We start from the raw sequence: 11,497 nt of genomic DNA, 5'->3' as shown, positions 1-11,497 counted from the left end.
GTGCGCCGGCTATCGCGGGCGGCGCTGGCGCGGGTTACGGGGCGGGCGCGGGTTACGGAGCCGGAGCGTCCGCCTACGGTGGCGGCTACGGGGCCGACATGGGGATGGGCCGCAACGGGCGGCGCGACGTCGTCGGCATCGTCGCCGACGAGGCGAACAACAGCCTCGTGATCTCGGCGACGCGCAACCAGTACGACAAGATCCTCAGGATTCTCGGCCGCCTCGATGCGATGCCGACCCAGGTGCTCTTGGAGACGGTGATCGCCGAGGTGACCCTGAACGACGAGCTGCGGTTCGGCGTGCAGTGGTTCCTCAAGAACCGGGGCGCGCAGTTCAACCTCGCCCAGGCCGCGACCGTGGGGGCGGCCGCCGCCACCGGCGGCACCGCGGCCCTGCTCGGCGCGGCGACCCGCGGGGTGACAGGCTTCAACTACCTCTTGAACGCCAGCGACTTCAACGTCGTGCTGAACGCGCTCGAAGGCGTGACGCGGGTCAACGTGATCTCGTCGCCCAACATCACCGTGCTCGACAACCGCACCGCAAAGCTTCAGGTCGGCGACCAGGTGCCGATCGTCAAGCAGAGCGGCCAGAGCGCGCTCTCCACCAACGCCCCGATCCTCAACGAGATCGAGATGAAGGACACCGGCGTGATCCTCTCGGTCACGCCGCGAGTGAACAAGAACGGCCTCGTGGTGCTCGACATCAACCAGGAGGTCAGCGACGTGGTGCCGACGACGACCTCGTCGATCAACTCGCCGACCATCCGCCAGCGCAAGGTGGCGACGAGCGTGGCGGTGAACGACGGCCACAGCCTCGCCATCGGCGGTCTCGTCCAGGAAAAGGCGCAGATCACCAATGAGAGCGTGCCGGTGCTCGGCGACATGCCGCAGTTCGGGCCGGCCTTCCGCAACCGCGTCGACACGCGGGTGCGGACGGAGCTGATCGTGTTCATCCGGCCGAAGGTGATCCGCGGCACGGTCGAGGCGGACCGCATCGCCCAGGATTTCCGCGACCAGTTCCGCGCGATGATGCCGGTCCGTCCGGTGCCCGCCCCGCCGCCCATGGCGATCACGCCCAACGGCAGCCAGGGCGTTCTGCGCCGGATGCTCGACTGAGAGGTCGGCCCGACCCGGGCGGCCCGTCAGGGCCGTAGCGCCGGAGCGGCCTCGGATGCCGCCTTGCGCTTCGGGCGCAGGATCGCGGGCGTGCCCATGAACTCCGTCGCGTAGGTGACGCCGTCCTGGACCAGCTTCACGCGGTCCGGCCCGACCTCGACCACCTGCCAGCCGTTGCGCCCCTCGCCCTGCCCGAGCCAGGCGGGTTCGCCGCCGCCGTCGTCGATCAGCGCGCGCCTGGGACCGCCGTCGCGCCGGATGCCGCGCAGGGTGAGGATCGGCCGGGGCGGATCGCTCGCCAGCACCGCATCGCGACTGCCTCGGGCGGTCCAGGGGCGCCGGCCCGGATCGAACAGCGGCCGGGCCAGGGCCGCCGCCCCCGCCGGCGTGGTCTGCTGCGGGATCGGCGACGGCCCCGGCGGCGGAAGCGTGACCGGCCAGGCGTAGGCGGCCGCGGCGGCCGCAGCCGCGAGCGCGAACAGCAGGCGCGGGCCGCCGCTCGTCTCGGTGAGGAAGGCGGTGGGACTGGTCACGGCGTGCCTCCCGGCGCGGTGCTTCCCGGCTCCGGCAGGAGCACACCGCGCACGGTGAGGGCGAGGCGCAGCCCGGTCGGGCGTTCGAGGTCGGGGTCGGCCGGACGCTCGACGCGGATTTCGGCCTCCTCGACGGCGACGAGCGGGGCTTGCGTCTCAAGCGCGTCGAGCAGGCCTTGCAGCGCGTCCGCCGTCCCGCGCAGGGACGCACGCAGGCGCGGCAGCGCCGGACGGGCCGGGTCCGCTTCGAGCTCGGCCCGGTCGATCACCGCGGCACGCTCGGCGACGAGCGCGTCGAGGCGGCCGCGAAAGGCCCCGAGCAGGGCGTCGGCGCCGTTGCCGACGAGCGGCACCGGGACCGGCGGCCGGGCCGCCGCCTCGCAGGCGCGGACGAGCGCGTCGCGGCTCGCCGCGATCCGGTCGGCCGTCTCCCAGGCGTCGAGCACCGGCCCGACGGCGAGGGCGAGCAGCAAGCCGCCCCCGGCGAGCGCGGCCAGCACGGGGCGGGCGGTCAGGTGGGCGAGGGTCGGGCTCATGGCTGCTTCCGGCCTGGCATCCGCGGCAGCGCGACGACGAGCCATCGCCCGCCCTGGAACGGCGTCGCCTCGCGCAAGGCCGGCGTGCCGAAGCCCGAAACGCTGCCGAGCGCACCCAGCACCGCGGCCTCGTCCGGCGCGACGAGGGTCAGGACGACGCCCTCGGCATCGATGCGCAGGCTCTGCGCCGAGGCGGCGTCCGGCAGGGCGGCGGCGATGGCGTCCCAGGTTCGCGCGAGCGGAGGACCGCGCTCGGCCAGGATCGCGGCGGTGCCCGCCTGGACCAGCGGCTTCGCCGACGGCCCGGCCGCGCGGCGGGCGGCCAGGAACGCCTCGTCGAGGCCGGCGAGCGTCGCCTCCTGCTGCGCGCGGAGCGACAGGAAGGCGACGACCATCAGCAACAGCGCCCCGCCGACCAGGGCGAGGTTGCCGGCGCCGGCCCCGCGCAGGAAGCCGGGCAAGGCGCGGTGCCCGTCACTGAGCAGGTCGAGGGGCATGGTGCGGTCCTCGGCCGCCCCGACGACGATCGCATCGAGCTGCAGGCCGGCCCGGTCGAGGGTGCCGAGCAGCGGCGCGAGGCGGGCGCGCTTCAGGACGACGTGGCGCACGCGGAGCGTGGCGGTCTCCGCATCCTCGCCCTCCACGTACCAGTCGCCGTGCACGGCCTCGCTGCGGAACGGCGTCGCCGCCTCGAGTTCCTGGGCGAGGACGGCGCGCATCCGCGGCAGCGCCGCGCTCGGCAGGGTCAGGGTGCGGATGAAGCAGGAGGCGGGGTCGACCCGGATGCGGACGTTCAGGCCCGGCCGGCCGCCGCGGATCGCCGCAAGCCGCTCCGCGAGGTCCTCCGCCTCGGCGTCGAGGTGATAGGTCCGGGGCGTCTCGCCGCGCTGGTCGATCACCGTCAGCGCCGTGGTGCCCGGCACGCCGAGGCCGATCGTCAGGAGGCCGGGTTCCCGGTCGAGGCGCGGGTCGGTGAGACCGAGCAGACGCGACGCCTCGTCGAGGCTCGGGCGCAGGGCGGAGCCGCGGAGCCGCGCGCGCAGGCCCAGATCGGGCCGGAAGACGCCTGAGAGGTTCAAACGGCTCGTCCCGCTGCGCGGCACGAAGCGTCCGCTGCAAGAAATGTTAAGCCTGCGGTGTTTCCATTCGCTTAAGCGCGATGCCGACCTGCCTGCCGCGGTGCGACCTGCCTGCCGCGGTGCGGGATCCGGTACGCCGGGGTGCCGTGGCGATGCTGGACGTCTGGGGATCGAAGAGCCGGCCCGTGCGGGCGCGGCCGGACCGGCGCGCCCCCGAGCGCGACCGGGGCGATGCGGCGCGGGCCTTCGTCGAAGGCCTCGCCGAGAGCGGGGTCCTCGATGCGGGCGGCCTCGATCGCGCGCGGGCGGCCCTCGACCTGCCCGGCCGCCGCTCGGTGCCGGCCCTGCTGATCGAACTCGGCCTCCTCCACGAGACCACCCTCGTCACCGCCCTCTCGGACGCCACCGGACTCGCGATCCTGCGCGACGACGAGCTGCCGCCGAGCCCGGTCCTGCCGGAGGCGATCGGCGCCGACTACTGCGCCCGCGCCCGGGTGCTGCCGCTGCTGGCGGAGCCCGACCGTCTCGTCGTCGCCATCGTCGACGCCTTCGACGCGGAGACGACGGCCGCGCTCGAGCACCTGACCGACCGCCTGGTCGAGCGCCGGCTCGTGGGCCCGAGCGCCTTCGAGCGCTCGCATCGCGCAGTCTACGGCGACGTGCCCGGCGCCGACCAGGAGGACGGCGGCGAAGACGACCTCACGCGGCTGCAGGACGTGGCGAGCCAGGCGCCGATCGTCCGCCTCGCCGCGCGCCTCGTGCGCAAGGCGTTCGAGCTCTCGGCCTCGGACATCCACCTGGAGGCGGAGGAAGCGGACATGCGCGTCCGCTACCGCGTCGACGGCGTGCTGGTGGAGGCCGAGCGGCTCGCCAAGTCGGTGCAGCTCGCCCTGACCACGCGCATCAAGATCCAGGCCGGCCTCAACATCGCCGAGCGCCGCCTGCCCCAGGACGGGCGCATGAAGGCGCCGGACCGCGGCCAGGACGTGGACATCCGCGTCTCGACCCTGCCAACCGCCCACGGCGAAAGCGTGGTCCTGCGCGTGCTCGACGGTTCGCGCCGGGTCGAGGACTTCACCTCCCTCGGCTTCGACGCGCCGGCGATCGCCCGCATCGGGGCGATGACGAGCCGCCCCAACGGCCTCGTCCTCGTCACCGGGCCGACCGGTTCCGGCAAGACCACCACGCTCTACGCGGCCCTGCGGCGCATCAACGGGCCCCATCTCAAGGTCGTCACCGTCGAGGACCCGGTCGAGTATCGGATGGCCGGCGTCAACCAGGTCCAGGCCCATCCCGGCATCGGCCTCGACTTCGCCGCGGCGTTGCGCTCGATCCTGCGCCAGGACCCGGACGTGGTGATGATCGGCGAGATCCGCGACGGCGAGACCGCCCGCATCGCGGTCCAGGCGGCGTTGACCGGCCACCTCGTCGTCTCGACGCTCCACACCAACTCCGCGCCGGCCACCGTCACCCGGCTGATGGACATGGGCGTCGAGCCCTACCTGCTCGCCGCGGTGCTGAACGGCGTGGTCGCCCAGCGCCTGGTCCGCCGGCTCTGCCCGGCCTGCGCCCGCGACGAGCCGGCGACCGACCAGGAGCGTCTGCGCCTACGCGTCGCGCCCGGCACGCCGCTCAGCCTGAAGCGCGCCTGCGGCTGCGAGGCGTGCACCGGCACCGGTTATCGCGGCCGCATGGTCGTGTCCGAGATCATGCCCCTCGACGGCCGCCTGCGCGGCCTCATCACCGCGTCGGCCGGCGAGCAGGCCATCGCCGCCGCGGCGCATGAGGCGGGAATGGCGAGCCTCGCCGAGACCGGGCGCGCCCGCGTGATCGCCGGCGAGACGACTCTCGACGAGATCGGGCGCGTGCTGGAAGGATCGGTCTGATGGCGGCGTTCGCGTACAAGGCCTACGCCGCAGACGGCCGCGCGCGCAGCGGCCGGGTCGAGGCCGAGAGCCGCCAGCGGGCGGTGGCGCAGCTGCGGCTGGACGGCCTCCAGGTCTTCGCCATCGAGGCCGCGGCCGAGGCGATCCCGTTCTGGCGCCGGGACCTGCTCGGCCGCGACCGGGTGAACGACGCGGCCCGCATCGCCTTCCTGAAGGAGTTCGGAACCCTCGTCGCCGCGGGGCTGACCGTGGACCGGGCGCTGCGCCTGGTCGAGCGGCAGGCGTCGGGGGCGTTGAAGCCGATCATCGCCGACGTGCTCGAGCGGGTGGTCGGCGGAGCCTCGCTGTCACGGGCGATGGCGTCCCATCCTCAAGCCTTCCCGGCCGACATGGTCGACATCCTGCGCGCGGGCGAGGCGACCGGCACCCTCGTCGACGTGCTGGCCTCGCTCACCGCCTCGATCGAGCGCCGCGACGCCGTGCGCCGCCACCTCTCCTCCGCACTGATCTACCCGGCGCTGCTCGTGCTGATGGCGATCGGCACCCTCGTCATGATCGTCGGCGTGCTGGTGCCCGCGCTGGCGCCGCTGTTCGAGGGCAGCGGCCGCGAGCCGCCCTTCGCGATCCGCGCCGCGGGCGCCCTCGGCGCCGGCCTCTCGGCCGGCTGGCCGTTCCTCCTCGCCGGCACCGCCGCGCTCGCCCTCGGCCTCGCGCAGACCTGGCGCAAGCCCGGTTTCGCCGCAGGCCGCAGCCGGCTCGCCCTGCGGCTGCCGTTGCTGCGCAGCATCGTGGTCGGGGTCGAGCTCGGCCGGATCTGCCGTGTCCTCGGGACGCTGCTGCAGGCGGAGGTCCCGATCCCGGATGCGGTGGCGGCGACGCGCCCGCTCGCAAACAACCGGATCTTCCGGCAGGCGCTGGACGAGGCAGGCCGCCGCCTCACCGAGGGCGGCACCCTCGCCTCCGGCCTCTCCAGCCTGAAAGCCTACGCGCCGTCCACGCTCAACCTCATCGCCAGCGGCGAGCAGGTGAACCGCCTCGGCAGCGTCCTGATCCACGCCGCCGAGATGCACGAGACCCAGACCCGCCAGCGCATCGACCGCCTCCTCGCCCTGATCACGCCGCTGGTCACGATCGCCATCGGCGGCCTGATCGGCGGCCTCATCGTCTCGGTGATGGGCGCGATCCTGAGCGTGGGGCAACTGGCTCAGTGAGTGGTTGATGCCGGTGACGGGGTCGGCTGGTCGTGGCGTCGAGTTAAGAGATCCTCGGTTTGCCGTTGAGATTGTACGGCGGCTGGCTGAGGCACCCGGCGCGTCGGCCTCGCAGTCCATTAATCGTTCCAGACGTCATCCTCTTTGTACGACGTAGATCCAAGGCTGACCCCCTATTCATGACTGGTATTGACTCGTTGCGGTGAAGCGGGAGCGATGACGCCGAGTATGTTAGGTTCGACCATCCTCGGCTGCCTATCGCGGCTCTCGGGCGAGGGAGTGGCGGAGTAGAACCGGTAGGATTCAAGGGCCCTTATTTTGTCGTTGGTTCCGGTGGACGTCGCTGCACCTGCCGGACGGAAGCCTCGATCATCGCAGGCCCGCAATTGCGGTGCCGAAGCGTGAGGCATCCATGTCCGCGACAGATTGCCGAGCGCGTTGCTCGCCGCCCCTGCCGCGCTGATCTCGCGCTGGAGTTCCTCCACGAACTCGCCAAAGGCATTCGAGGCCGCGGCCCCAGCATCCGTGAGGCCCGCCGCCTGCTGGGACCGATCGATCACGAACCGGGCCTGCGTGGAATCGGTGTCGTCGACGATCGCCCGCGCCATCGCAACCACGGAGCCGCGTGTGCTGGCACACTTGGTCGCGGTTAGGGCACGTAACCGTTGGGTGCAGTGCAGCGTAGTCACTGCATCGCAATCGAATTTTTAAGGGACGCACCGCCATGAAGGTGCTGATCGCAGCCACGGCCTTGACCGGGCACGTCAATCCGCTGCTCGCGGTCGGCCGACTTCTGGCCGCACGCGGGGACGTGGTCGTCATGACGACGGCCGAACGATTCCGGAAAAAGGTCGAGGCCGCGGGCCTACGGTTTTCGCCCATCGACGACGACCATGCCGCCGAATATCGCGCGATCGATCTGCCGGCGGGCCCGGAGCGTTATCGGCTGGAATTCGCGCGACGCTTCATCGATCCCATCCCGCACCAGACGGACGCCCTGCGTCGGCTGATCGACGACGAGCAGCCCGATGTCGTCGTCGCGGGAAGCATGTTCCTCGGCGTGCTGCCCCTGTTGCTCGATTCCAAGCCGCGCCCGCCGATCGTCGTCCTGAACGTGAGTTTCCTGTTCCTCGACAGGCCCGACGAGGCGCCCGTCGGCCTCGGCCTGCCGCCGGCGAAGGATTGCGCCGAGCAGGCCCGTTACGCGGTCCTCAAGGCCGGCATGGACGCAGCCTTCGCCGATCCCGTGCGCGTCTACGCGAACGATCAACTCGCGCGCCTCGGCGTACCGGCTCTGCCGGCCGCGCTGCCTCATTCCATCGCCACGCTGCCGGACCTGTTCCTCCAGCAGACCGTGCCGGGCTTCGAGTACGATTTCGGGACGCTGCCGCCCAACCTGCGTTTCACCGGCCTGCTGCCGGTGACGAACGCCGACGTGCCGCTTCCGGATTGGTGGGCGACCCGCGACCTCGGCAAGCCCGTGGTTCTGGTCACGCAAGGCACCCTCGCCAACGCCGATTTCGGCGAACTGATCGAGCCGACCTTGGCGGCGCTGGCGGACCGCGACGACCTCCTCGTCGTCGCGACCACGGGAGGGCGCCCGGTCGAGGCCCTTCGCGGGCCGATCCCGAGCAACGCCCGCATCGCCCCCTTTCTTCCGTTCGACGCGATGCTGTCCGACGTCGCCGTCCTCGTGACGAATGGCGGTTACGGCAGCGTCTCGCAGGCCCTCGCAGCCGGCGTGCCGATCGTCTCGTCCGGGCTGACCGAGGACAAGGCGGAGATCGGCGCGCGCATCGAGTGGTCGGGCGCCGGCCTCAACCTGGCCGCCAACGCTCCGACCGTCGACGCGCTTCGCGACGCGATCGGCACGGTTCTCGCGCAACGGCGTTTCCGCATGCGTGCCGAGGCCGTGGCTCAGGACTTCGCCCGCCTCGATTCGAGACAGGCCGTTCTTTCGGGGATCGACGATGTCGTTCGCGGCGGGCGCGCCGTCAGGGGGATCGCAGCATGACGACAACGCCGATCTGCCGCAGCGCCAGACGTGAATCGGGTGCAAATCGGTCCGCCTACGCTATGCTACGGAGACCTGGGCTGACTGCATTTGCCGCCACGCTCGTCCTGGCTGTGACGACCGGCCTGCCCATGGGATCCGCTGCTAAACTGATTCCGCAGGCCGACGATCAGGACGGCCCTTTCCTTGGCATTTGACGATCAGCGACCCAACCCGATGACGCTCGTTCCTCAGACCATCGATGATGCGGAAGTCCCCTTGCGCGTCGTGGTCGACCTGAACCGTTGTCAGGGCTATGCGCAATGCTGCTTTGCGGCGCCGGGAGTCTTCGACGTGCGGGGCCATGAGATCCTGTTCTACGATCCGGCGCCCCCCCGCGCCCGTCGGGGCGAGATCGAACGCGCCGTCCATGCCTGCCCCGTCCGCGCCATACGCATGCAGGCCGAGCCTGGAGTGACCCAGTGAGCGGCGTCGACACGCCCGGCATGATCGTCGTGGGCGCGTCGCTCGCCGGCCTCCACGGCGCGGAAGCCTTGCGCCTCAACGGTTATCGAGGCCGCATCACGATCGTCGGCGACGAACCGCACCGCCCCTACGACCGGCCGCCTCTGTCGAAACACGTCCTCTCCGGCGAACTGGCCGCGGACGCGACCGAGCTTCCGCAACGCGCAGACCTCGACGCGCGCTGGATGCTGGGTCAGGCCGTGATCGACCTCGATCGTCGCGCGCACACGATCGGCCTCGCGGACGGGGCGGTGCTTGCCTACGACAAGCTGCTCGTCACGACCGGCGCGCGGGCCCGCCCCTGGCCGGTGGAGTCCGGCGGCACGCTCGGCAACATCTTCACCCTGCGCGGCCGTGACGACGCCGCGCGCCTGCGTGCAGCCCTGGTCGCGGGTCCGTCTCGCATCCTCATCGTCGGCGCCGGCCTGATCGGTTGCGAGGCGGCCTCCTGCTGCCGCAGCCTGGGATTGCCGGTCACCCTGATCGATCCAAACCTGACCCCGCTCGCCCGCTCCCTCGGTACGTGGGTCGGCGGCGTGATCGCGGACTGTCTCAAGGATGCCGGCGTCACGTATCGTCCGAACGCACAGGTGCTGCGCTTCGAGGGCGACGCGACCGGCCGGGTGGTTCGCGCCCATCTTTCGGACGAGCATGTCGTCGAGGCCGACCTGGTCATCGTCGCGCTCGGCGCCGTCCGGGAGACGGGGTGGCTGAAGGCGGCCGGCCTGATGGCCGATGCCAGCGGCCTGACCTGCGATGCTGCGTGCCGAACCCTGGACGCCGATGGCGCGCCGTGCCCGGACATCTACGCGGCCGGAGACGTGGCGCGATGGCCGATCTCCCTCTATGGGGATCGGCTGATCTCGGTGGAGCACTGGGGCAACGCCGTCGCGCAAGGCGGCCATGCGGCGCGCAACATGCTGGCGACGGCCGACGACCAACGCCCCTACGACCATCTCCCGGCGTTCTGGTCGAGCCAATTCGGGATCAACATCAAGGCCGTCGGCCTCAGCGAGGGAGCGGATACGGTCGCGATCGTTCACGGCTCGCGCGCCTCGCGACGCTTCCTCGCCGTCTACGGCCGCGAGGGGCGCAGCATCAGTGCCGTGTCGTTCGATCAGGCCCGGTGGCTCCCCGCGTATGCGGAGGCGATCCGGATCGGCGGCGCCTTCCCGCCGATCCGCGATGCGAGCGATCAGGATCGCATCGTCTCCGGGCTCCCCGGCTTCCCGCCGCCGCGCCAAGCCTCCGGCTCACATGTCTCCGGGTCACAAGTCTCCGGCTCACATGTCTCCCGTTCCGACGAGGCTCGTCATGCCTGAGGACACGCTGTTTGCCGAGGTGCTGGACCCGGCCAACCGAGCCGATCCCTATCCGATCTACGCGCGGCTGCGGGAGAAGCCTGTCTCGCGCCAGAGCGACGGCAGCGTCGTGGTGAGCACCCATGCGGCGATCCGCAGCCTGATCTTCGATCCGCGGCTCAGTTCCGAGGATCTGCCGCCCTCGCGCCGGCCGCGGACCGGAAACCCGATCAAGGACTGGCTGCTCAACCCGATCAAGGATCGCATCGTCACCGCGCATCGCCCGCTGATCTTCCGCGATCCACCCGATCACGACACCCTGCGCGGCGTCGTCATGCGGGAATTCTCCGTGACGCGGGTGCAGGCCCTGAGGCAGCGGGTCGAGCGCGACGTCGACGCGCTGATCGAGGATTGCCGGGGACGCGACGAGATCTGCCTCGTGGAGGATTTCTCCTACCCGCTGCCGGTCGCCGTGATCTGCGACATGCTCGGAGTGCCGGAGAAGGACGAGCCGCAGTTCCAGTCCTGGGCTTCGCAACTCGCCACCGCGCTGGAGCCCGATACCCGCCACGACGAGGCCAGCCGGCACCGGACGGCCGCCGCCTTCGACGCCATCTCCGGCTACATGCGTGCGCTGATCCGCGAGAAGCGCCGGCGGCCCACGCCGGACCTGCTCAGCGCGCTGGCTGCACCGTCTCCCAATGGCAAGCCGGCCATGGGCGATTTCGATCTGATCTCGACGGCGATCCTGCTGCTCGTGGCGGGCCACGAGACGACGGTGAACCTGATCACCAACGGCATGCTCACGCTGCTGCGCCATCCCCACGAATGGGACAAGCTCCGGGCCGACCCCGAGCGGGCCCCGCGGGTCATCGAGGAACTGCTCCGCTACGAACCGCCGGTGCACTTCCGAACCCGCAAGGCGCTGGGCACCATCGAGATCGCCGGACACACCATTCCGAAGGGTGCCCCCGTCATCCTGCTGTTTGCCGCCGCGAACCGCGACCCCGCCCGCTTCGCCGACCCCGACCGCTTCGATCCCGACCGTGACGACGTCCAGCATTTTGGCTTCGGCGGCGGACTTCACTACTGCATGGGGGCGCCGCTCGCGCGGATCGAAACCGAAATCGCCCTCGTGGCCCTCAGCCGCCGCCTCGTGGCACCCCGGCTTTTGTCGGATCCGCCGCCCTATAGGAGCGGTGCTTCGCTACGCGGTCCCGAACAGCTTGGCATCGGGATTGGCGGCGTCGTTTGAAGGGCTTTGCGGTGTGGGGGCACCGCCTGAAATGCGGTCTTCTTTGAAGGCAGACTTCCCGGA

Annotated in this window: 10 protein-coding genes and 1 pseudogene; 7 read left to right on the top strand and 4 right to left on the bottom strand. The window is 71.4% G+C overall.

What is annotated here, in order from left to right; translation table 11 throughout:
• Nucleotides 1–1,115, top strand: a pseudogene (locus FV226_RS13525) (type II secretion system protein GspD); the annotation flags it as partial.
• 26 nt (nt 1,116–1,141) lie between these two features.
• On the opposite strand, the gene FV226_RS13520 reads toward FV226_RS13525, so the two are convergent.
• Genes FV226_RS13520 through FV226_RS13510 form a run of 3 tightly spaced genes read right to left on the bottom strand, consistent with a single transcriptional unit; the run spans nt 1,142 to nt 3,263 of the window.
• Nucleotides 1,142–1,648 (bottom strand): hypothetical protein, encoded by a 507-nt coding sequence (locus FV226_RS13520; RefSeq protein ID WP_147763311.1) that lies wholly within the window; start codon nt 1,646–1,648, stop codon nt 1,142–1,144.
• Nucleotides 1,645–2,184: a GspMb/PilO family protein gene (locus FV226_RS13515; RefSeq protein WP_187278756.1), complete on the bottom strand. Its 540-nt coding sequence runs from the start codon at nt 2,182–2,184 to the stop codon at nt 1,645–1,647. The genes FV226_RS13520 and FV226_RS13515 overlap by 4 nt, the downstream gene beginning before the upstream one ends.
• Nucleotides 2,181–3,263: a hypothetical protein gene (locus tag FV226_RS13510; RefSeq protein ID WP_147763309.1), complete on the bottom strand. Its 1,083-nt coding sequence runs from the start codon at nt 3,261–3,263 to the stop codon at nt 2,181–2,183. Before FV226_RS13510 ends, FV226_RS13515 begins: the two co-directional genes overlap by 4 nt.
• A gap of 152 nt (nt 3,264–3,415) precedes the next feature.
• On the opposite strand from FV226_RS13510, the gene FV226_RS13505 reads away from it, so the two are divergent.
• The gene (locus FV226_RS13505) at nt 3,416–5,149 is read left to right on the top strand and encodes a GspE/PulE family protein (protein WP_147763308.1); all 1,734 of its coding nucleotides are present in this window, start codon (nt 3,416–3,418) and stop codon (nt 5,147–5,149) included.
• Nucleotides 5,149–6,360 (top strand): type II secretion system F family protein, encoded by a 1,212-nt coding sequence (locus FV226_RS13500; RefSeq protein WP_147763307.1) that lies wholly within the window; start codon nt 5,149–5,151, stop codon nt 6,358–6,360. The genes FV226_RS13505 and FV226_RS13500 overlap by 1 nt, the downstream gene beginning before the upstream one ends.
• A gap of 173 nt (nt 6,361–6,533) precedes the next feature.
• Here the strand turns inward: FV226_RS13500 and FV226_RS13495 are convergent, their stop codons facing one another.
• The gene (locus tag FV226_RS13495) at nt 6,534–6,968 is read right to left on the bottom strand and encodes a hypothetical protein (protein WP_147763306.1); all 435 of its coding nucleotides are present in this window, start codon (nt 6,966–6,968) and stop codon (nt 6,534–6,536) included.
• A 116-nt stretch (nt 6,969–7,084) separates the two neighbouring features.
• Here FV226_RS13495 and FV226_RS13490 point away from each other — a divergent pair, with 116 nt between their 5' ends.
• The 4 genes from FV226_RS13490 (at nt 7,085) to FV226_RS13475 (ending at nt 11,434) form a co-directional block, all read left to right on the top strand.
• Entirely contained in the window at nt 7,085–8,374 is a 1,290-nt protein-coding gene (locus FV226_RS13490) for a nucleotide disphospho-sugar-binding domain-containing protein (protein ID WP_147763305.1), read from the top strand.
• A gap of 258 nt (nt 8,375–8,632) precedes the next feature.
• Nucleotides 8,633–8,839: a ferredoxin gene (locus FV226_RS13485; RefSeq protein ID WP_147752084.1), complete on the top strand. Its 207-nt coding sequence runs from the start codon at nt 8,633–8,635 to the stop codon at nt 8,837–8,839.
• 20 nt (nt 8,840–8,859) lie between these two features.
• A complete protein-coding gene (locus FV226_RS13480; protein ID WP_147763316.1) occupies nt 8,860–10,200 on the top strand; it encodes an FAD/NAD(P)-binding oxidoreductase in 1,341 nt (446 codons plus the stop codon).
• Nucleotides 10,193–11,434, top strand: coding sequence for a cytochrome P450 (locus FV226_RS13475; protein ID WP_147763304.1), 1,242 nt, complete (start codon nt 10,193–10,195; stop codon nt 11,432–11,434). Before FV226_RS13480 ends, FV226_RS13475 begins: the two co-directional genes overlap by 8 nt.
• Nucleotides 11,435–11,497: the final 63 nt, after the last annotated feature.

The sequence above is a fragment of the Methylobacterium sp. WL12 genome (assembly GCF_008039475.1).
GTDB classification, from domain to species: Bacteria; Pseudomonadota; Alphaproteobacteria; order Rhizobiales; family Beijerinckiaceae; genus Methylobacterium; species Methylobacterium cerastii.
Note: the sequence above shows the minus strand (reverse complement) of the source record. Positions and strands in the feature narration are given on the sequence as shown.